The 20828-nt window shown below is 72.9% G+C and carries 16 protein-coding genes and 1 pseudogene; 1 reads left to right on the forward strand and 16 read right to left on the reverse strand.

What is annotated here, in order from left to right; translation table 11 throughout:
• The 15 genes and pseudogenes from ACFWPS_RS29540 to ACFWPS_RS29610 all read right to left on the reverse strand — a co-directional run.
• Nucleotides 1–965 (reverse strand): annotated as a pseudogene (locus tag ACFWPS_RS29540) (alpha-mannosidase); the annotation flags it as partial.
• 29 nt (nt 966–994) lie between these two features.
• A complete protein-coding gene (locus ACFWPS_RS29545) occupies nt 995–2074 on the reverse strand; it encodes a Gfo/Idh/MocA family protein (protein WP_383710094.1) in 1080 nt (359 codons plus the stop codon).
• Nucleotides 2059–2715 (reverse strand): ThuA domain-containing protein, encoded by a 657-nt coding sequence (locus ACFWPS_RS29550; protein ID WP_383710097.1) that lies wholly within the window; start codon nt 2713–2715, stop codon nt 2059–2061. The genes ACFWPS_RS29545 and ACFWPS_RS29550 overlap by 16 nt, the downstream gene beginning before the upstream one ends.
• A gap of 212 nt (nt 2716–2927) precedes the next feature.
• Entirely contained in the window at nt 2928–3056 is a 129-nt protein-coding gene (locus tag ACFWPS_RS29555) for a hypothetical protein (protein ID WP_383710100.1), read from the reverse strand.
• A gap of 299 nt (nt 3057–3355) precedes the next feature.
• Nucleotides 3356–4351, reverse strand: coding sequence for a sugar kinase (locus ACFWPS_RS29560; protein WP_383710103.1), 996 nt, complete (start codon nt 4349–4351; stop codon nt 3356–3358).
• A complete protein-coding gene (locus tag ACFWPS_RS29565) occupies nt 4348–4983 on the reverse strand; it encodes a bifunctional 4-hydroxy-2-oxoglutarate aldolase/2-dehydro-3-deoxy-phosphogluconate aldolase (RefSeq protein WP_383710106.1) in 636 nt (211 codons plus the stop codon). The genes ACFWPS_RS29560 and ACFWPS_RS29565 overlap by 4 nt, the downstream gene beginning before the upstream one ends.
• 20 nt (nt 4984–5003) lie before the next feature.
• The gene (locus ACFWPS_RS29570; RefSeq protein ID WP_383710109.1) at nt 5004–5825 is read right to left on the reverse strand and encodes a hypothetical protein; all 822 of its coding nucleotides are present in this window, start codon (nt 5823–5825) and stop codon (nt 5004–5006) included.
• Nucleotides 5826–5827: 2 nt separating this feature from the next.
• On the reverse strand, nt 5828–6973 hold the full coding sequence (gene dgoD, locus ACFWPS_RS29575) for a galactonate dehydratase (protein ID WP_383710112.1): 1146 nt from the start codon (nt 6971–6973) through the stop codon (nt 5828–5830).
• Nucleotides 6970–7743 (reverse strand): FadR/GntR family transcriptional regulator, encoded by a 774-nt coding sequence (locus tag ACFWPS_RS29580; RefSeq protein ID WP_383710115.1) that lies wholly within the window; start codon nt 7741–7743, stop codon nt 6970–6972. Before ACFWPS_RS29580 ends, dgoD begins: the two co-directional genes overlap by 4 nt.
• 28 nt (nt 7744–7771) lie before the next feature.
• Nucleotides 7772–8545 (reverse strand): SDR family NAD(P)-dependent oxidoreductase, encoded by a 774-nt coding sequence (locus tag ACFWPS_RS29585; RefSeq protein ID WP_383710118.1) that lies wholly within the window; start codon nt 8543–8545, stop codon nt 7772–7774.
• A 40-nt stretch (nt 8546–8585) separates the two neighbouring features.
• A complete protein-coding gene (locus tag ACFWPS_RS29590) occupies nt 8586–10631 on the reverse strand; it encodes an alpha-galactosidase (RefSeq protein ID WP_383710121.1) in 2046 nt (681 codons plus the stop codon).
• Nucleotides 10628–11488: a carbohydrate ABC transporter permease gene (locus ACFWPS_RS29595; RefSeq protein ID WP_383710124.1), complete on the reverse strand. Its 861-nt coding sequence runs from the start codon at nt 11486–11488 to the stop codon at nt 10628–10630. Before ACFWPS_RS29595 ends, ACFWPS_RS29590 begins: the two co-directional genes overlap by 4 nt.
• A complete protein-coding gene (locus ACFWPS_RS29600; protein WP_383710127.1) occupies nt 11488–12423 on the reverse strand; it encodes a carbohydrate ABC transporter permease in 936 nt (311 codons plus the stop codon). Before ACFWPS_RS29600 ends, ACFWPS_RS29595 begins: the two co-directional genes overlap by 1 nt.
• A gap of 1 nt (nt 12424) precedes the next feature.
• Complete coding sequence (locus tag ACFWPS_RS29605) at nt 12425–13714, reverse strand: ABC transporter substrate-binding protein (RefSeq protein WP_383710129.1); 1290 nt, start codon at nt 13712–13714, stop codon at nt 12425–12427.
• A gap of 14 nt (nt 13715–13728) precedes the next feature.
• The gene (locus ACFWPS_RS29610; RefSeq protein WP_383710292.1) at nt 13729–15849 is read right to left on the reverse strand and encodes a glycoside hydrolase family 27 protein; all 2121 of its coding nucleotides are present in this window, start codon (nt 15847–15849) and stop codon (nt 13729–13731) included.
• Nucleotides 15850–16118: 269 nt separating this feature from the next.
• Here ACFWPS_RS29610 and ACFWPS_RS29615 point away from each other — a divergent pair, with 269 nt between their 5' ends.
• A complete protein-coding gene (locus ACFWPS_RS29615; RefSeq protein ID WP_383710131.1) occupies nt 16119–19754 on the forward strand; it encodes a discoidin domain-containing protein in 3636 nt (1211 codons plus the stop codon).
• 86 nt (nt 19755–19840) lie between these two features.
• Here the strand turns inward: ACFWPS_RS29615 and ACFWPS_RS29620 are convergent, their stop codons facing one another.
• Entirely contained in the window at nt 19841–20758 is a 918-nt protein-coding gene (locus tag ACFWPS_RS29620; protein WP_383710133.1) for an NADP-dependent oxidoreductase, read from the reverse strand.
• Nucleotides 20759–20828 lie beyond the last annotated feature (70 nt).

The raw sequence follows: 20828 nt of genomic DNA on the forward strand, positions 1-20828 counted from the left end.
TTCTTCACCTTCGCCCACACCTCGGGCCGGTGCTCCTTGACCCACGCCCACTGCTGGGCCTGGGACATGGCGAACACGAAGTCGGACTCGTCCTCGATGAGGGCGGTCATGTTGGCGGTCGTGCGGGCCACCTTGCGGACCGTCTCGCGCAGCGGCCACAGCCACGCCGAGTCGATGTGCGCGTGCCCCACCGCGCTGATCCGGTGCGCGGAGGGCGCGGCGGGGACGGCCAGGACCCCGGCGAGACACGAACGGGCCCGTTCCGCGGTGCCGTTCACGTCCTGGAGGTCGACGGCGTCCAGGGCCCGCTCGACCGCGCGCAGGATCTCCCAGCGGCGGGCCCCGTCGACGGGCAGCTCCGCCATGAGCTCGCCGAGCACCTCCAGGTCCATGACCAGGTTCCACACGGTCTCGTCGAAGACGGCCAGCCGCAGCTCGCCGAGCACGTACTGGGGTGCGTCACCGGCGGTCGCCCGGTCACCCATCGGGGTGGGCTGGAACGGCACGCCGCTCGCGTCCAGGTCCGGGTTGGAGGCGGCCTCGATGCGCCAGTGGACCTGCTCCCCACCGGCCACGGGTGAGCCTACGCGGACGTAGGAGTTGCGCGGGTGGAGGCCCTTCAGCGGCGTGCCGTCGGGCAGGTGGACGAGTCCCTCGCACTGGAAGCCCGGGGTGCGCGGGGTGAAGCCGAGGTCGAGGACGGCCTCGACGGTCCGGCCGGCCCACTCGGCGGGGACGGTGCCGGTGACCTTGAACCACCTGGTTCCCCACGGCGTGCCCCACGGGGTGCCCGGGGCGATGGGGCGGGTCGGGGCGGCCAGCCCCTCGGCCACCGGGACGGGTTCGTCCGGGGTGGACAAGATCTCCACGGTCAGGGGTGTGGTGACGGGGTGGACGGCGGGACGGATGCGCTCCCTGAGGACGCGTTCCAGACGCGCTTCGACCAGGTTCCGGTCGTCGTGCATGACGGGGGTCTCCTGTTGCGTGGTGCGGGTCAGTGGAGCGGAGCGGGGCGCTCGCAGGTGCTGGTCACCGGGAGTGCGCGGCCCTGGTCCGCCGCGTCCGTGAGGGTGAGCATGACGTCCAGGACGTGGGCGGCGAGTTCGGCCGACGCGCGGTGCGGGCGCCCCTGTGCCAGGGCCTCGGCGAGATCGGCGAGGCCGATGCCGCGGCCCGTGTCCCGGTAACCGGCGGAGACGGGCAGGGTCTGCCAGCCGTCGCCACGGTGGAGTTCGACGGCACCGTCGAAGCCGTTCGGGTCGGGCACGGACAACGAGGCCTCGGTGCCGTGCACTTCGATGCGCGGCAGCCGGGCGGCACGCACGTCGAAGCTCATGACCAGAGTGGACAGGGCACCGCCGGCGTGCTCCAGGACGCCGGTGATGTGGGTGTCCACCTCCACCGGGAAGACGGTCCCGGCGCGCGGGCCGCTGCCGATGGTCCGCTCGGCCCGCGGCCGTGAGGAGGCGCCGGTCACCCTGACCACCGGGCCCAGCAGGTGGACCAGGGCGGAGAGGTAGTAGGGGCCCATGTCGAGCAGGGGGCCGCCGCCCGGCCGGTAGTAGAACTCCGGGTCCGGATGCCAACTCTCGTGTCCGGCGCTGGTCATGAAGGCGGTGGCCGCGACCGGCCGGCCGATCAGACCGTCGTCGACCGCCTTGCGCGCGGTCTGCGTTCCGGTGCCGAGGACGGTGTCGGGCGCGCAGCCGACCCGCAGCCCGGCCTCCCGCGCCGCCGCCAGCACGGCGTCGGCCTCCTTGCGGTTCGCGGCCAGCGGCTTCTCGCCGTACACGTGCTTGCCCGCGGCGAGCGCGGTGAGGGCGACCTCCGCGTGGGCGGCGGGGATGGTGAGGTTGAGTACGGCGTCCACGTCGTCCCGGGCCACGAGCGCGGCGACGTCCGGCGCCTCGGCCGCCCCGGTCCGTTCGGCGGCGCTCCGCGCGCGGGCGGGGTCGAGGTCGGTGACGGCGGTGAGCCGTAGGGACCTGAGCCCTTCCAGGGTCGAGAGGTAGGCGCCGCTGATCTTCCCGGCGCCGACGATGCCGATGCCCAAGGGCTTCAGCGGCTCGCCCACAGCAGTCCCCTTTCGGTCAGTGTGCGCACTTCGGGCACGTCGAAGTCGTCCGGCTTGTGCCCGATGGCCGAGACGAAGACCCGTCCCGCGCCCCAGGTCCTGGTCCACACGGCGGGCATCACCGCGGGCCGGTCCCGGAGTTCGTCCGGCGGGAAGGTGGTGGTCGCGAGGACGTCGATGTGGGGGTCGGTCAGCAGCCAGTACTGCTCGGTGTGCACGGCGAAGTCGTCCAGGCCCGCGATGACGGGGTGGCCGGCCCGCTCGGGCAGCAGGTGCACGGTGTGGTCGTGGAAGCCCGGCGGGTGCATCACGAACTTGCCGCCGGTCAGCAGGTGGTAGCCGTGGTCGTGGAAGCTGTCCACGATGCCGCCGTGCCAGCCGGCCAGGCCGGTGCCGGCGCGTACCGCGGCGGCGAGGTTGTCGCTCTGCTCCCGGGTGATGGTGCCCATGGTCCAGCACTGCACGACCAGGTCGGTGGCGGCCAGGCGCTCCGTGTCCTCGTACACCGCGAGGTCCTCGGAGGTGTCGACGACGAACCCGTTCTCCTTGAGGAAGGGGACGAAGCCGTCGCTGATCGTCACGGGCTGATGCCCGTCCCAGCCGCCGCGGACGACCAGCGCCCGCCGGATGTCGGTGGTCAAGGTGATCGCACGCTCCCATCGGCGCCGCACGGCTTCGCACGGCGGTCGGTAGTGAAAGGGCGGGTCGGACGAGGGGCGATGTGAACCTATGAATGCCCCCATAGTTTGTCAATACGTTTTACGAACTATGGCGGGAGCCCGCCCGCGCCGGACCGTGCCCACGGCCGGGGCGCCTACCGTGCGCACGGTCGCGAAGTGCAAGCTGATGCCGCTCAGCCGGTGAAACCGAAAGTGGACGTCGAGTCGTGCCGGGTCGCGACCCGGCCGGAGCGCAGGTTCTGGATGGTGTTGCCGGAGAAGGTCCCGGTGCCGGCGGCCCCGGAGGTGACCCGGATCCCCATGCCGACACCGGAAGGACGAAGCGCGCGGAAACACCGTCGACCGCCACGGGGGCTCACGGACGAAGGCGGAATCACCTCACCGAGCAGGCACCCCACGCCCTGGAGACGCGCTCACCGCTACGACCATCCGCACCGCACGGAGCCACCCACCGGGCTCCGTCCCGGCAACACGATCAACCGCATCCCTCCCCGGCCCGGCAGGCAGCCGACGTGGCCCGACCGGCGAGGCCGTCCCTTGCCCGCCGATCGCGCCGGCGAGTCCAGCGACGGCCCCGTGGTTATTCCATCGCCTTGACTAACTAACTCCGAACCGCCTCGAAGCCTTCTCGCCGCCAGTCCCGGTCCGTGAGTTCGAGGAGCCGGGTGATGTCCGGTGGCTCGGGCAAAGGGCCGTGATCCCCCGTCACCTTGAGGGCGGAGACGGCGGTGAGGTGGCCGAGCCGGAGGGCACGGGTCGGTGTCTCCGCGCGCAGCAGCCCGGCCAGGAAGCCCGCCGCGAACGCGTCGCCCGCGCCGACCGGTTCCACCACCGCCGTCCGCAGCGCGGGCACCGTGCACGCGCCGTTCGCGGTCACGGCGGTCGCGGCCCGGGCACCGTCCTTGACGACGAGGATCCGCGGCCCGGGCAGCAGGTCCCGCAGGCCGGTGACGGTCAGGTCGGCGCCCCACAGCTCCTGGGCCTCGTCGAGGCCCACGAAAACGATGTCAGCGCGGTCGGCGAGGGCGCGCAGCACCCCCGGCGCGGTGCCGTCCGGCCACAGCGCGGCCCGGTGGTTGACGTCGAAGCTGACGGCGTACGGCCGTTCGACGGCGGGCGTGCCGAGGGCCCTGGTCACCAGGGCGCGGCAGGACGCGGAGAGGGCGGGGGTGATGCCGGTGAGGTGCAGAAGGGCGGCCGAGCCGAGGGGTTCGCCGTCGAGCAGGCCGGGGCCGAGGGCCGAGGCGGCCGACCCGGCGCGGTAGTAGTGGACGCGGGTTCCGGCGGGGCCCGGGTTCTTGAGGAGGAGGCCGGTGGGGCGGTGCGGGTCGGTGCGCACATGCGTCACGTCGACCCCGGCGGCGGCGACCGCGGCGCGCACCCGGCGGCCCAGCGGATCGTCGCCGACGGCCGAGAGCCAGCGGGCCTCGACACCGTGGTCCGCGAGGTACATGGCCACGTTGGACTCCGCCCCCGCGACGGACAGCCGTAGTTGCTCGGCGTCCGCCAGCGGCCGGGGCGGGTCGGGGGCGAGGGCGGCCATGGTCTCGCCGAGGCAGACGACCGGTCCCGGGGCCGGGCGCCAGGGGCCCGTCATGCCGGTCCCTCCTCCGGTACGGCGGCCCGGAACGCCCGGGCCCGCTCGCGCAGGGCGGTGATGCTGCCGCCGTCGGCCGCGTCCCCGACGAGGGGTGAGCCGATGCCGACGGCGGTGGCCCCGGCGGCCAGGTAGGCCCGCGCGGCCGCCACGTCGACGCCGCCGACCGGGACGAACGCGGCGTCGGGGAACGGTCCGCGCAGCGCCTTCAGGTACGCCGCTCCCCCGGCCTCGGCGGCCGGGAAGAGCTTCAGGGCCGCCGCGCCGCGGGCCTGCGCCGCGATCACGTCGGTGGGGGTCAGCACGCCTGCCAGGACCGGCATGCCGAGTTGCCGTGCGGTGTCGGCACCGGCGCCGAGGCCGGGGGTGACGGCGAAAGTGGCGCCCGCGTGGTGGGCGGCGTGCGCGTCGGCGGCGGTCAGCACCGTGCCGGCGCCCAGCGGCCGGCCGGGGCCGAGTTCCTTGTGGGCCCGGGCGATGACGGTGAGGGCGTCCGCGCCGCTGAGCGACACCTCGATCAGTTCGATGCCCTCCTCGGCCAGGGTCAGCACGGTGCGCAGGGCGGCTTCCGGGTCGCCGCCGCGCACGATGGCGAGCAGGCGGCGGGTGGCGAGGGCGGCTCGCAGATCCACGAGCGGGGCTCCTTCCATGATCAGCGGGGGCAGCGGCAGTCGGCGCCGACGGTGAGCCGCCAGCGGACCTCGCCCGAGGCGGGAACGCGGGCGGCGTCGTCCGGGCCCGCGTCGGTGAGGTCGAAGACGCGGCCGAGCATCGGCTCGACGCCCGTACTGCGGTAGGGCCGGTCGGCGGGGAAGCCGCCGAGGTTGCGCCACAGGGCGACGGAGAGCGGCTGCCCCTCCGCCTCGACGGTCAGGGCGAGCCGGTCCGCGCCGTCGTGCACACAGCACCGGCCGCCGTCCACCACGGCCCCGACCGCCGTACCGTCGTCCGGCCCGAACCGGTCGAGCCCCAGCCCCAGGGGCGCGGGCCAGGTGCCCGTCACCCAGGGGGCGCCGTCCGGCCAGGGACGGCCCAGCAGGGGCGCGGCCTCCGGGAACAGCCGGGTGGGCGCGCCCTCCCGGGCCCGCAGGACGGCCTCCTCGGAGAGGTCGAGGAGCGCGTGAGCGGCCCAGAGGAAGCGGAAGCCGGGTTCGGCCGTCAGCACATAGGCGGCCTCGACACCGCCGGCCGTGTCGCGCAGCCTGCGCGTCAGGGTGAAGCGGTCGCAGCGGACGGTCTCCCCGTCACCGTCCACGTCGCGGGTCCAGGGCCGGGACCAGGCGTCCCCGTGGTCGGGGGTGCCGCGGACGGTGGGGACGCACTCCTCCAGTCCCCCCGCGTCCACGAACGCGTCGCCCGGTGCCACGCCGTGGCGTTCGGAGCTCGCGCGCCGCCACAGCCACTCGCGGCCACCGCGGCGCAGCGAGGTCCAGCGGCCGCCGTGCGCGAGGTCGGTGACGACGTCGAGCGGCATGGTCACCACTCCGCGAAGGAGCCGTCGGCGTGCCGCCACACCGGGTTGCGCCACCGGTGCCCCGTACGGTCGGCCGCGCGTACGGCCGACTCGTCGAGGGTGATGCCGAGCCCGGGGGCGTCACCGCGGTGCGCGTGCCCGTCCACGAAGCGGAAGGGCTCGGGGTCGAGGAGGTAGGAGAGAAGGTCGGCGTCCTTGTTGTAGTGGATGCCGCGGCTCTGTTCCTGGATGAGGAAGTTCGGCGTGGCGAAGGCTACTTGGAGGCCGGCCGCGAGGGCGATGGGGCCGAGCGGGCAGTGCGGGGCGAGCTGCGCGCCGTAGGTCTCGGCGAGCGAGGCGATGCGGTGCACCTCGGAGATGCCCCCGGCGTGGGAGAGGTCCGGCTGGGCGACGGCGATGCCGGCGGCCAGGACGGGCAGGAACTCGGCGCGTGAGTACAGGCGTTCGCCGGTGGCCAGCGGCACCTGGCTCGCGGAGACCAGGCCGGGCAGCAGGTGGCCCTGTTCGGGGACGACCGGTTCCTCCACGAACAGCGGGTGCAGCGGGGCGAGTTCGGTGAGGACGCGGCGGGCGCTCGCCGCGGTGAAACGGCCGTGGAAGTCGACGGCGACGTCCCGGTCCGGGCCGAGCGCGTCCCGGGCGGCGCTCACCCGGGCCACCACGGCCGCCGTCTCCGCCGCCGTGGCCAGCGGCGAGGTGGCCCCGGCGGCGTTCATCTTCACCGCGGTGAAGCCCGCCTCGACCTGGGCCGCTATCTGCTCGGTCAGCTGGGCGGGTTCGTCGCCGCCGACCCAGGCGTAGACCCGCACCCGGTCGCGCACCGGACCGCCCAGCAGGGCGTGCACGGGCGCGCCGTAGGTCTTGCCTGCGATGTCCCACAGGGCCTGGTCGAGACCCGCGACGGCGCTCGAGAGCACCGGACCGCCCCGGTAGAAGCCGCCCTTGGTGAGCACCTGCCAGTGGTCCTGGATGCGCAGCGGGTCCTGCCCCACCAGGTATTCGGCGAGGACGTCGACAGCCGTGCGGACGACCTCGGCGCGCCCCTCGACGACGGGCTCGCCCCAGCCGACCACTCCGTCGTCGGTCTCGACGCGGCAGAACAGCCAGCGCGGCGGGACGAGGAAGGTCTCTATCCGGTCGATCTTCACTGGCCGCCGCTGCCTTTCGTGTCGTCGGACCCTGTCGCCTTGTCCGTCCCGGTCCCGTCCTCGGGGCCGTCGAGCCGCGCCAGGTCGCGGCCCGCCTGGTCGAGCAGGGCCCGCATGGCGGTCTCGGCCGCCTGTGGGTCGCGGTCGCGTACGGCGTCCAGGACGGCGCGGTGGGCGGGGACGGGGTCCTCGCTGTGCGGGGAGCTGTGCACGATCCGGTCGCGGTGGGCCAGCCCCGACTCGATCACCATCTCCATGCGTTCGAGCAGTTCGTTGTGGGTGGCGGCGAGCAGGGCGCGGTGGAAGGCGAGGTCGGCGTCGACGGCGTGGCCCGGGTCGGTGTCCTCCCGCGCCATGGCCTCCACGGCCGTCTCCAGCAACAGCAGGTCGGCCTCGGTGCGGCGCTCCGCGGCGAGCCGGACGGCGGCCGGTTCGATGATGGCGCGGACCTCGGCGAGGTTGCGTAGCAGCGACCACTCCGCGCCGGTCGTGCGGCCGCCCTCGAACTGCCAGCGCAGCACGTCGGCGTCGAGCAGGTTCCAGTCGGCGCGGGCCCGCACGAAGGTGCCGCGTTTCTGGCGGGCGTCGACCATGCCCTTGGCGGCGAGCACCTTGAGGGACTCGCGCAGGGCGGTGAGGCTGACGTCGAGTTCGCTCTGCAGCGCCACCAGGTCGAGCGTGGCCCCTTCCGGGATCTCGCCGCCCAGGATGCGGCGCGCCAGGGCCTCCACGGTCTGGCCGTGCACACCGCGGCGGGCGTAGGGCGTCATGTCGTACAGCCTTTCTGTTCAAAGGGCATCATGCGGAGGCCTTCACGACGCTCCAGCCACCGTCGACGACGAGACTGGACCCGGTGATGTAGGAGGCCTCGTCGGCGCAGAGGAACGCGATCGCCGCGGCCACCTCCTCGGGGGTGCCGAAGCGGCGGGCGGCCGTTCCGGCGATGCTGCGTTCCCGTTCGTCGGGCGGCACCCGGTTCCAGGCCCCGGTCAGGATGGGCCCGGGGAGTACCGCGTTGACGCGCACCTCGGGTCCGTACTCGACGGCGAGCTGCCCGCACAGGGACAGCAGGCCGCCCTTGGCCGCGGCGTAGGCGGGGTGGCCGGGGATGCCCGCGTGGGCGTGCACCGACGAGGTGAGCAGCACCGCGCCGTGGCGGGCCCGCAGGTCGGGCAGGACCGCCTTCACGCCGAGGAAGCCGCCGGTGAGGTTGACGGCGAGCTGCCGCTGCCAGGACGGCAGGGTCATCTCGTGGGCCGGCAGGACCTCGACGGTGTAGGCGTTGCTGACGAGCACGTCGACCGGTCCGTAGGCGTGGGCGGCGGTCACGATCCGCGCCCAGTCGTCCTCGGCGGCGACGTCCGCGTGCACGTACCGGGCCCGGCCGCCGTCCTTCTCGATCCCGTCCACCACGGCCTGGCCGCGTTCGTCCGCGATGTCGGCGAGTACGACGGCGGCGCCCTCCCCGGCGAGGCGTGCGGCGGTGGCGGCTCCGATGCCGGAGGCGGCGCCGGTCACCACGGCGGTACGGCCGGTGAAGCGGGCACCGTACCGTGGTACGGACTGGTCCATCGGGCTCCTTAGAGGGTGAGCTGCTGGCAACATATGCGTCCTACAGGCGTCTCAGCACCACCAGGTCGGCGTCGTGCTCGGCACTCCACGCGAACGGCAGGCCGTGGTGGAGCAGATGGGCTCCGCCGTACGACGTTCCCGTCGCCGTGTCCTGGTAGCGCGCCGCCGGGTCCAGGCCCCGCAGCCGGAGCCGCGCGGGGCGGCCGGGCAGCAGTGGTGCCCCGTCGAGGCGGCCGGTGGAGAGCGCGGCGACGACGGTCCGGTCACCGGCGTCGTACTGCACGCCGCAGGTGGGGTCGTCCGGCGTGCCGAGCAGCCGGGCCTCCCCGTGGTGGACGACGTCCCGTACCTCCTTGTACCGGGCGATCCACCGGGCGGCCTCGGCCCGCTGCTCCGGGGTCCAGGCGCGCAGGTCGGCGCCGATCCCGAGGACGCCGCACATGGCGTTGACGAAGCGGAAGGCGAGGCTGCGCGGGCGCGGGTCGAAGATGCCGGGGGCGTCGGTGACCCAGGAGCTCATGACGTGGGGCGCGTGGGCGTGCAGGAAGCCGTGCTGGATGCGCAGCCGGTCCAGGGGCGCGGTGTTGTCGCTGGGCCAGACGACGTCGGTGCGGGCGAGGGTGGCGTGCTCGATCCGCCCGCCGCCGCCGGCGCAGCCCTCGACGGTGACGTCGGGGTGGGCGGCGCGCAGGTGGTCGAGGACCCGCAGGTATCCGGCGACGTGCTCGGCGTCCAGGTCGGCCGGACCGGCGCCGGGGCGGCCGCGTTCGGTGGGCGGGCGGTTCATGTCCCACTTCAGATAGCCGATGCCGTGGGCGCCGAGCAGCCGGTCGAGGGTGCCGATGACGAAGTCCTGGACGTCGGTCCGGCCGAGGTCGAGCAGCAGCTGGTTGCGGACGAGACGGGCCGGGCGGCCGTCGATGCGGTAGACCCACTCGGGGTGTTCGGCGTACAGCCGGCTGCCGGGGCTCACCGCCTCCGGCTCCACCCACAGTCCGAAGTCGAGGCCGAGGGCGCGGACGTCCGCCACGAACCGGTCGAAGCCCTGCGGGAACGCCTCCGGATCCGGGTACCAGTCGCCCAGTCCCCCGGTGTCGTCGGCGCGGCCGGTGAACCAGCCGTCGTCCACGACGAACAGCTCGGCCCCGATGTCCGCGGCCACCTTGGCCAGCTCCAGCTGCCCCACCGCCTCGACGTCGAAGCCGGTGGCCTCCCAGGAGTTGTAGAGCACCTTGCGGGGGCGGTACAGCCGTTCGCCGGAGAGGCGGCGCTCGTAGCGGTGCCAGACCCGGGACAGGCCGTCGAGTCCGTCCGGGCTGAAGGCGCAGGCGAGCCGCGGGGTCGCGAGGGTCTCCCCGGGGGTCAGGTGTACGGCGCCCTCGTGCGGGACCCGGCCGGCCCGGACCCGGACGGTTCCGCCCGGCTCGGCCTCCGCCGTGATGTGCCAGTTGCCCGGCCATTCGAGGGCGACACCGTACGCGGCGTCCCCGTCCTGCACCGCGAGCCAGGGCGCGTAGGCGTGGCCGGGCACACTCTGCAGGCTACCGATGGTGAACGTGCCCCGGGCGAGGTCGAGTTGGGTGCGCTGGAACTCCTGCGACCACTGTCCGGCGAGGTACGTCAGCCGGGCCGCACCGGTGACCGGGATGTTCACGGCCGCCGAGTCGAGCCGTTCCAGGCGAAGTTCGGCCGTGGCGGTGAACTCGGTCCAGCGGAGGATCACGTCGGTGCCGGGGACGGTCTCGTAGCAGAGGACGGTCCGCAGGCCGATCAGCTCGTCCACGAAGGCGAGCCGCAGGCCCCCGTCCGTCTCCTCGGCGCCGTCGAACTCCCACCACAGGCCCCGGCCCGCACCGGCGACGAGCTCGGATCCGGTGAACGGCCGCAGCCCGTGCGGAAGATACTCGGCGGGGGCCGCGTCGGCGGGGGTGACGAAGTGGGTGCGGTGGGACCAGTCAAGGGCGGACGGCCCGTCCTCGACGCCCAGCGGGCCCCAGGCGTCGAGCTCGGCCCACGGCCCGTCCGGCGACAGCCGGACGGTGTAGCTGGTGTGGGCTGTCCGCAAGGTCCAGCGGCGGTACGTCACTTGACCGCTCCCAGGTTGAGGCCGGCCACGAAGTGCCGCTGGAAGCGCAGGAAGACGGCGACCGTGGGTGCGGCGGCGATGACGGACCCGGCCGCGATCACGTTCCACATCGACACGTACTGGCCCTGGAGTCCGATGAGGGCGGCGGTGATCGGCATCTTGGTGTCGCTGCGCAGGACGGTGATCGCCCAGAGCAGGTCGTTGAAGATCCAGGTGAAGGACAGCGCGCTGAGGGCGGCCAGGGCGGGGCGGGTCAGCGGGAGGATGATCCGCCAGAAGATCTGCCAGGGCCCGGCGCCGTCGACGACCGCCGCCTGCTGGATCTCCACCGGGATCGACCGCATGAACCCGTGCAGGACGAAGACGTAGAAGCCGACGCCGAAGCCGATCTGCACGCCGATCAGGGCGGGCAGGGTGTCGTAGACGCCCATCACCTCGCTGAGCTTGGACACCGGGATGAGCAGGATCTGCGGCGGGAGCAGGTTGCCGCCGAGCATGAGCAGCAACAGGGAGCGCCGGAAGGGGAGTTCGTAGCGGCTGAGGGCGAACGCGGCCATCGCGGCGAGGGCCAGGGTCACCAGGACGCAGGGGACGGTGACGAGCAGGCTGTTGATCAGGGCACGCTGCTGGCCGCCGCCGGTCCAGGCCTGGCCGAAGTTGGACAGGGTGAAGGAGTGCGGCCGGCTGCCCAGGCCGTGGGCGGCGATGTCGTCGAAGGAGCGCAGGCTGGTCACCAGGACCAGGGCGATCGGCAGCAGCCACAGGACGGCCAGGGCGCCGGCGCCGAGGTGGAATCCGGCGGTGGCCGCTCTTCTGCGGCGCAACGCCGTGGAGTTGGCCGTGGCGTCGGCGGACATCAGTCGGCCTCCCGGAAGGCGCGCACGAGGTAGGAGGCGATGACCCCGAAGGCGAGGACGAAGATGACGACGGCCAGGGCGGAGCCGTAGCCGAGGCGCAGGGACTGGAAGGCGGTCGAGTACATGTAGGTGCTCAGCAGCTCGGACGAGTGGTAGGGGCCGCCGCGGGTGAGCGACCAGACGACGTCGAAGGAGCGCAGCGAGTCGATGACGATGACCGACAGGACCACCGCGTTGACACTGCGCAGTTGGGGCAGCGTGACGTGCCGGAACCGCTGCCGGGCGCTCGCGCCGTCGACCTTGGCGGCCTCGTAGAGCACCGGGTCGATGCCCTTGAGGCCGGCCAGGTACAGGACCATGACGTAGCCGATCTGGCGCCACAGGGCGGGCACGATCACCGCGTACAGGGCGGTGTCCTGGTCGGCGAGCCAGGCGTGCTGGAGGCTGCCGAGGCCCACCCCGTCCAGGACCCGGTTCAGGACGCCGTCGGGCTGGTAGATCGCCTGCCAGACCAGGGCGGTGGCGACCAGCGAGAAGACGACCGGCAGGAACAGGGCGGCCCGGTAGAAGCCGACCCCGCGCCGTTCCTGCTGGAGGAGCAGCGCGGCGGCGAGCCCCAGGACGGCGGACAGGCCGCCGAAGAGGACCAGCCACAGCACGGTGTGGCCGAGCGCGCTGCGGAAGACGTCGTCGTGGGCCATCTCCCGGAAGTTGTCCAGGCCGACGAACTGCGGCGGGGAGACGCCGTCCCACTTGGTCAAAGCGAGGTAGAAGCCCTGGAGCGCGGGCCAGAACACCCACAGGGCCTCGGCGAGCAGCGGGACCAGGACGAACGCGAGGACCAGCGGCGGGGTGCGCCGGGGGCCCCGGGGCCGCCTGCCGCTGACGGGCAGGCGGGCCGGGGACTTCCGGTCGGGGGCGGTGAGCACAGCCACGTCAGGCGTTCCAGATCTTCTGGGCATCGCGCTGCCAGTCGGTCAGGATGCTGCCGATCTGCTTCGGCTTGGCCAGGAACTTGGTCAGGGCGGTGTCCGCGGTGGGCTGGAGGGCGTCGCTGGAGTCGCGGTTGAAGAACTGGGTGATCTCGGCTGCCTCGGCGACGTGCGCGCGGCCCTTCTTCACCAGCGCGGTGCCGGCGTCCTTGGCGTCCGGGTTGCAGGGCAGGACGGTGCCGGAGGAGCCCTTGATGTAGATCTCCTGGGCCTCGGCGGTGGCGAGGTACTTCATCAGGTCGAGGACCTGGTCGCGGCGTCCGGTGCGGGCGCTGGCGAAGTAGCCGTCTACGGGCGCCTCCTCGGCGAGCGGGACCTTGGAGTCGATGACGGGGAAGCGGAAGAAGTCGATGTCGTCCAGGGCGCTCTTGGGTGCCGAGTCGGCGAAGAAGGTGCCGATGAGCATCATGCCGGTCTTGCCGCCCAGCAGCGCGGTCGTGGCGTCCTGGAAGGCGAGGGCGGTGCCGTTCGGGTCGAAGTACGGCAGCACCTCCTGCCAGCGGTCGAAGACCTTGCGCACCTCTGGGTCGTCGAACCGGTGCTTCCCTGCGAGGAGTTCACGGTGGTACTGGGCGCCGTTGATCCGGATGTCCAGGTAGTCGAACCAGGCCGACGCCACCCAGGGGGTGTTGCCGCCCGCGCCGAGCCCGATCGGGGCGACGCCCTTCTTCTTGAGCTTGTCGCACAGGTCGAGGAAGCCGTCCCAGCTGGTGGGCGCGCTCACGCCCCACTTGGCGAAGTTGGACTTCCGGTAGAACATGCCCCACCAGTAGTAGGTGTTGGGCACGAAGACCTTCTTGCCGGAGCTCGCGGTGCACAGCGAGTGCAGGGCCTTGGTGTACCGCTTGAGGTCGGGCGAGGAACTCCACGCCTCGTCGAGGTCGAGCAGCAGGTTCTTCTTGGCGTAGGCGTCCGCCACCGAGCCGGGGTACCAGGTGTACACGTCCGGCGGGTTGGCCGAGGTGAGGTAGGTCGGCAGCTGGGTGCGGAAGGTCTCGGCGGCGACCGTGTTGAGACTGGCCTTGCCGGAGCCCTTCTTGGCGTACGCCGCGACCAGGTCCTCCATCGCGGACTTGGCTTGCGGGGCGGACAGGTTGGACTGGAGGGTCACCGCGCCCTTCGAGGAGCCCTTGCCGGTGGAGGTGGAGGTGACACAGCCGCTGAGCACTGCCGCGGTCCCGGCGGCACCGAGTCCGGCGAGGAACCGCCGTCTGCTGGTCTGGGGGTTGGCCATGGTGGATTCCTCGTTCACTTGAATTGGGTCCGGTACACGTGGCCGTCGACTCCGCGGAACACCGCGTCCACGGCTCCGTCCGGGCCGGCGACCGCGCCGAGCGATCCGTCGAACGCGGCGCTCGGGAACTCCTGCCGCTTGCTCCAGCCCTGCCAGGCGCCGTCGGCGTACCGCTGCTGCCAGAGGGTGTAGTCGGCGGCCCGCACGTAGAGCAGCACCGTGTCTCCGACTGCGACCAGCGTCGGGCTGCCGCTGACGGTCCCGCCGACGGACGTCCAGTCGGACCACTGCCCCGACGTGTCCTGCGACCGCGTCCACACGTCGTCCGCCGCGGTGCGTACGGCGACGTGGACGCGCCCCTGCGCGTCTACGGCGGCGGACGGACGGCCGGAGACCTGCCGTCCGGCGGGTGCGCCGAGCGAGGACCAGCCGGACGCCGGACCGCGCTGCACGACCGTGCCGTCGGCGCCGCGTGCGAACAGCGTCCAGTGGGCGGGACCGGTGAAGGCGACGGACGGTGCGTCGGTCAACTCGCCGCCCAGGGACTGCCATCGGCCCCAGCGGCCGTCGGCGTAGACCCGCCGGTAGGCCCGGGAGTCGGCGCCGCGTACGAACACGTCGATCCGGCCTCCGGCGGAGGTGTAGGCGGCGGGCTGGCCGAGGATCCTGCCCTGCGCGGGGCCGCCGAGGTCCTGCGTCCGGCCGTCGGTGTTCTCCACGAGCGAGCCGTGCGGCCCCCGGAAGAACGTGGATCCGTCGCTCGTCACGGCCGGGCTCGCCGTGGCCGTCACGCCCAGGTCCGTCCCCGGCAGGGCGTCGGCGCCGGTGAGCTTGAGGAACGCGGTGCCGTGCGCGGGCACCTCGACGGTGTACGACCCGGTGTGGATGCCCCGGTCGGCACGCGCCCGCAGGTCACGGACCCGCACCTGACCGCCGAGGCCGGTGTCGGCGAACTGGACGGTGCGCTGGGCGGGTTGGTCGGAGCGGTTGAGCAGCACGACCGCGCGCCGGCCGCTCCCCCGCAGCACCTTGCTGTAGACGTCGCCGACCGAGTCGGTCGCGACGCGTACCCCCTGCACGGCGAGGGGGTCCTGGTCGACGGCGATGATCTCCGGGTTGCTGAGGGTCCTGAGCATCGAGTCGGACAGGGTGCGCGGGTCGGACCCCAGCATCAGCGGCGAGCCCATCTCGGCCCACATCACGAACTGGGTGGTGGACTCCTCCTGCGTGAGCTCGTACGTCCCGTCGGTCATCTTCCGCATGGGGATGAGGTAGTCGGGGTCGTTGTAGTGGCCGGGGCCCTGCGCCTCGGGGTGCCAGGCGTTGGCGTCCATGTTGCGCAGGATGTCGGGCCACTCGCCGGGGCTCGGGGTACCCCAGGCGATGTCGGTGCCGGTGCGCCAGGAGTCGGCGATCGCCGGAGCGTAGACGTAGGTGTTGTGGGCGTCCTGCTCGGGGGTGTGCGGCAGGCCCCAGTCGTCGGTGAGCGGGTTGCAGAGGTTCAGCAGCATCTTCCGGCCGGACTTGGCGACCGCGTCGCTGAACTCCTTGTAGGCGGGCCCGGGATCGAGCTTCGCGCCGATCCCGCAGAGGAAGTCGACCTTGATCGCGTCGATCTTCCAGCTCGCGAACTGCCGTGCGTCCTGGTCGTAGTACCCACGGCTGCCGAGACCGCAGCTCTTGCCGCCGTCGTAGGTACCGGCGTCGGTGTAGATGCCGGCCCGGAGTCCGCGCTTGTGCAGGTAGGAGACGAGGGCCGGGATACCGGAGGGGAAGCGGTCCGGGTTGGCCGTCAACCGGCCCTGGGCGTCCCGGGGGTTGTCGGCCTGCCAGCCGCCGTCCAGCCACACGATGTCGTAGCCGGCGTCCCGCAGACCGCTGCTGACCAGCTTGTCGGCGACGGCGCGCACCTCCTTCTCGGTGGGCGCGCCGAGCCCGTAGTAGGTGTTCCAGCCCATGTAGGGCGTCGGCGCGAGGCCGCTGTCGTAGCCGGCGGGTGCGCCTTGGTCGACGGCCGTCCGCGCGACGGCGTCGGGGGTCACGGTGGCGGCCAGGACCACCGCGACGGCGGCCGCGAGGGCGGGCCGGGTGAACCGGTGGTGCAGGGGTCTGGGTGCGGGCGGGTGCGAGGTCACGTACGTCTCCCAGGGGTCGGGAAGCAGGAGAACGGGACGCGGGCCGCTCTGCCGGAGCGGGCCTACGGCGTCACGGCGAAGACTGTGGCCCGCGGCCGAAACCATGTCAAGAATAATTACTAATTTAATAGAAGCAGGACGGAGGCATGCACAGAGTCTTGACAGGCCCACCTCGCGAAGGCAGTGTTCGGCAACGTTGTCAGAGGCGATGGCAACGTTGTCATCAGCCTGGTACCCGGCTCGAACTCCCCTGATCGGAGCCCTCGTCCATGTCGGATCAGTCAACTCCGCCGTCCCGCCGTGCCGTTCTCTCCGCCGGCACCACCCTGCTGGCCGGATTCGGGCTCGGCACGGGCCCGTTCGCCACCACCGCCACGGCCGGATCCGGACAGCCGCCACGGGGCTCCTCCGTCGGCGAACTCGCCGCCTACCGGCCGGTCTCGGTGTCCTCCACGGACTACGCGGCCACGCCCGCGGAGTTCGCCGTGGACGGTCTCGGCACGGTCGGTGTCCGGGGCTCCGGATGGCGCGCCGCCGCCGGCGACCCGCAGTGGATCCAGGTGGACCTCCAGGCCGTGTGCCGGGTCGAGTCGGTGCGGCTCGTCTTCGAGGCGACCGTGGACGACCCGCCGTTCACCGACTCGCCGAGCGGCAGCCCCCGCAACGACACGACGGGGCAGGAGATCCTGTCGAGCTGCGCGGTCGGCTTCGTCATCGAGACCTCGCGCGAGGGCGGTACCTGGACCGCGGTGCACCGCACCGACTCCGGCACCGGCGGGGTCATGGAGATCACCCTGTCCGAGCCGGTGGACGCACGCTGGGTGCGCATGACGGTGCACAAACGCTCCAACGCCAACCCGCTGGGCCTCAACGGCTTTCAGGTGTACGGCACGTGCGACGCCCCGCGCCCCGGAGCCACCGGCTGGACGGACTGGGGCACGCATCCGCGCTCCCCCGAACCCCTGCATGTCGCGGCGGACGGCACCGTCCCGCTGGAGTCCGGCTGGGACCTGACCCTGGACGACTGGGCCGGCGGCGACGGCCCCGCGCTGTCCAGGCCCTCGGTGGACACCGGCCGTTGGCTGCCGGCCACGGTGCCCGGCACCGTACTGACCTCCCTGGTGGACCAGGGCAAGCTGCCCGACCCGGTCTCCGGCCTGCACAACCTCCAAATCCCGGAGGCGCTTTCGCGGCACTCCTGGTGGTACCGGCGCGAGTTCCGCCTGCCCGGGGGCCTGCGCACCGGCGCCGGACGCCGGGTCTGGCTGGAGTTCGACGGGATCAACCACCGGGCCGAGGTCTGGCTGGGCGGCGGCCGGGTCGGTGACGTGACCTTCCCCTTCGCCCGTGCCGCCTTCGACGTGACGAAGCTGCTCGCCGACGGCCCGGCGCAGGCCCTCGCCGTCCGGATCACCCCGATGCCCTTCCCGGGCAGCCCCGGCGACAAGGGTCCGGCCGGGCTGGCCTTCGTGGACGCGGGCGCGAACATGATGAACCGCAACTCGCCGACGTACCTGGCCGCTTCGGGCTGGGACTGGATGCCGGCGGTCCGGGACCGGGCGGCCGGCATCTGGAACCACGTCCGGCTTCGCTCGACCGGCCCGGTGGTCCTCGGCGACCCCCGGGTGGACACCAGCCTGCCCGACCTGCCCGACACGGGTACGGCCGAACTGACCGTCGTGGCCCCGGTGCGCAACGCCGGCACCGGGTCCGCACGCGTCACCGTCACCGCCGCCTTCGGGGACGTACGGGTGTCGCAGACGGTCACCGTACCCGCCGGCGATTCCACCGACGTCGTCCTCTCCCCTGCCGACCACCCCCGACTGCGCCTCCAGAAGCCCGAGTTGTGGTGGCCCAACGGCTACGGCGAGCCGACCCTGCACCGGCTGACCCTCACCGCCTCCGTCGCGGGTGAGGAGAGCGACCGGCGCACGACCCGCTTCGGGATACGCCAGTTCGGCTACGAGTACGAGGTCCCGCTCACCTTCCCGCCGGGCGGCAACGCCGTCGCGCAGACGGTGGACCTCACCCGGCGGACGGCACGGTACGTACGCGTGCTGTGCGGCACGCGCGCCACGGGCTGGGGGGCGTCGATGTGGAGCCTGGCGGTGCTGGACAGCGCGGCGCCGGACACCGACCTGGCCCTGCACCGGGCGGCCACCGCGTCCTCCGTCGACGACCCCGGGCACGGGCCGGGCAACGCCACCGACGGCGACCCGGGCACCCGCTGGTCCTCCGCCTACGAGGACGGCCAGTGGATCCAGGTCGACCTGGGGAGCTCGGTGTCGTTCGACCGGGTCGTCATCACCTGGGAGACGGCGTACGCACGGACGTACACCGTCCAGGTCTCCGACGACGGCTCCGACTGGACCGACGCGCGGTCCGTCGACAACTCCACCGTGCCGCTGAAGATCAGCGTCAACGGCGTCCGGGTGTTCTGCCGCGGCGGCAACTGGGGCTGGGACGAACTGCTGCGGCGGATGCCGGCCGCGCGCACGGACACGGCCGTGCGGATGCACCGCGACATGAACTTCACGATGGTCCGCAACTGGGTGGGCAGCAGCAACCGCGAGGAGTTCTACGCCAGTTGCGACGAACACGGGCTGCTCGTGTGGAACGACTTCCCCAACGCCTGGGCCATGGACCCGCCGGACCACCAGGCCTTCCTCGACCTCGCCCGGGACACCGTACGGCGCTACCGGATCCACCCCTGCGTGGTCGTGTGGTGCGGCGCCAACGAGGGCAACCCGCCCGGCCCGGTGGACGACGGCATGCGCGCCGCGGTCCGCGAGGAGGCACCCGGAGTCCTGTACCAGAACAACTCCGCGGGCGGGATCGTCTCCGGCGGCGGCCCGTACGGCTGGGTCGAGCCCGAGCGTTACTCCTCTCCCTCGACCTACGGCGGCGGGAGCTTCGGCTTCCACACGGAGATCGGCATGCCGGTGGTGCCGGTCGCCGAGACGATGCGACGCCTCGTCGGCGACGAGCCCGAGTGGCCCGTCGGCGGTGCCTGGTACCTCCACGACTGGAGCACCAAGGGGAACCAGGCTCCGCAGAGCTACCGGGCCGCCATCGAGTCCCGCCTCGGCACGGCGACGGACCTGGACGACTTCTGCCGCAAGGCGCAGTTCGTCAACTACGAGAACATCCGCGCCATGTTCGAGGCCTGGAACGCCCGGCTCTGGGACGACGCGAGCGGGCTGATGCTGTGGATGTCGCACCCCGCCTGGTACAGCACGGTCTGGCAGACCTACGACTACGACTTCGACGTCAACGGCGCCTACTACGGCGCCCGGAAGGCCGCCGAGCCGGTCCATGTGCAGGCCGATCCCGTCGAAGGCCGGGTGATCGCCGTGAACCACACCCCGCGGCCGGTCGGCGGCGCGACCGTGACCGCCCGCTGGTACGACCTCGCCGGCCGGCAGGTCGCCCCCGAGCGGCAGTCGACCGTCGACATCGCGCCGTCCGCCACCACCACCGCGTTCACCGCGCCCGTCGAGGACGGCCTGCCGGACTTCCACCTGCTGCGGCTGCGCCTCACGGACGCGCGGGGCACGCTGCTCTCGGAGAACACGTACTGGCGCTACCGCTCCCCCGAGGCCATGCAGGCCCTCGACCGGATGGAGCGGACACGGATCTCCGTCGGCCCCGCCCGCACCGACGGTCGCACGACGACCGCCCGGGTGACCAACCGGGGCCCGGCGGTCGCGGCCATGCTCCGGGTCTCCCTCCTCGACGCCCACACCGGAAACCGCGTGCTGCCGACGCTCTACAGCGACAACTACCTGTGGCTGCTCCCCGGAGAGTCACGGACCATCACCGCGACCCACCCGGCCGGTCCGCCGGTCACCCGTCCGAGCCTGCGCGTCGAGGGCTACAACGCCGCCCGCACCAGCACACCATGAAACAGAGTCGGTGTCGGGCTTGCCCGGCCGCTTCGTCGGCCGGCCCCCGCCGGATCCGAGGCCCTGGACCGGCAACTCGATGGCGTCTATCCCGCCGTGAGAACCAGCTTCTCGTGCACTTGGCCGGATTCCAGCAGGGAATGTGCGTGCGCGGCATCCGACATGGGCAGGAGCCGTTGGGTGCGGAGCCGGAGTTCGCCGGACGCCAGGAGCGGCATGGTCAGGTCGAGGGCGTCCGGGGCCCGGTCCGGCGTCGGCGCGGAGAGTACGACGCCGAAGTCGGCCGCGTGTTCGTCCGCGAGGGTGATCACCCTCGCGGGGCCGCCGGCGAGTGCGACGGCGTCGCCGAGCCCGCCTCTCCCCCCGGCGTCGAGGACGGCGTCGACCTTTCCGACGTCCGCGGAGTCGCGCACCCGCGCGAGGAGGTCGGGCCCGTATCGGACGGGGATCGCGCCGAGTTCCCGGAGGAGTTCCTCGTCGCGCGGACCGGTGGCGCCGATGACCGTGGCGCCCTGGGACAGCGCCAGCTGAGTGGCGATGAGGCCGACCGAGCCCCCTCCGCCGAGGATGAGCAGGGTCTCCCCTGCAGTCAGTCCCAGCTGTCGCAGGACACCGACGGCGGCTTCCGCCGAGGCCGGCAGTGCCGCGGCGTCTGCCCAGCCGACGTTGGCCGGCTTGGCCGTCCAGGAGGAGGCGAGGGCGTACTCGCCGTACCCGCCGAGGGCGGGCAGCATGGCCGCGACCTCGTCGCCTGTCGCCACTCCGGTGACGGCGGGTCCGAGGGCGTCGACCGTGCCCGCGGCTTCGAAGCCGAGGACCGCGGACGGCGGCAGCGGGAACACCTGCCGCAGGTCTCCGCGACGGATCTTGAGGTCGGTGGGGCCGACCCCGGCCGCGTGCACACGGATCCTGATCTGACCGGGTCCCGGCTCGGGCATGGCGACGGGAGACCAGGCGAGCGCCTCGGGTTTCCCATAGCCGGTGAGCACCGATGCGTACGGCATGATGACGGCCTCCGCGGGATGGTGTCGGGTGAATACGGCACGCGGTAGCGGCCGACAGAGAGCTTAGGTG

The organism is Streptomyces sp. NPDC058457 (genome assembly GCF_042720695.1).
Lineage (GTDB): Bacteria > Actinomycetota > Actinomycetes > Streptomycetales > Streptomycetaceae > Streptomyces.

Excerpts from the sequence above, each read along its gene's own strand:
- ACFWPS_RS29595 (WP_383710124.1), bottom strand. The coding sequence starts at position 11,488 with ATGTCCGCCGACGCCACGGCCAACTCCACGGCGTTGCGCCGCAGAAGA.
- ACFWPS_RS29605 (WP_383710129.1), bottom strand. The coding sequence starts at position 13,714 with ATGGCCAACCCCCAGACCAGCAGACGGCGGTTCCTCGCCGGACTCGGT.
- ACFWPS_RS29570 (WP_383710109.1), bottom strand. The coding sequence starts at position 5,825 with ATGCCGCTCGACGTCGTCACCGACCTCGCGCACGGCGGCCGCTGGACC.
- ACFWPS_RS29585 (WP_383710118.1), bottom strand. The coding sequence starts at position 8,545 with ATGGACCAGTCCGTACCACGGTACGGTGCCCGCTTCACCGGCCGTACC.
- ACFWPS_RS29580 (WP_383710115.1), bottom strand. The coding sequence starts at position 7,743 with ATGACGCCCTACGCCCGCCGCGGTGTGCACGGCCAGACCGTGGAGGCC.
- ACFWPS_RS29560 (WP_383710103.1), bottom strand. The coding sequence starts at position 4,351 with ATGACGGGCCCCTGGCGCCCGGCCCCGGGACCGGTCGTCTGCCTCGGC.
- ACFWPS_RS29555 (WP_383710100.1), bottom strand. The coding sequence starts at position 3,056 with ATGGGGATCCGGGTCACCTCCGGGGCCGCCGGCACCGGGACCTTCTCC.
- ACFWPS_RS29620 (WP_383710133.1), bottom strand. The coding sequence starts at position 20,758 with ATGCCGTACGCATCGGTGCTCACCGGCTATGGGAAACCCGAGGCGCTC.
- ACFWPS_RS29615 (WP_383710131.1), top strand. The coding sequence starts at position 16,119 with ATGTCGGATCAGTCAACTCCGCCGTCCCGCCGTGCCGTTCTCTCCGCC.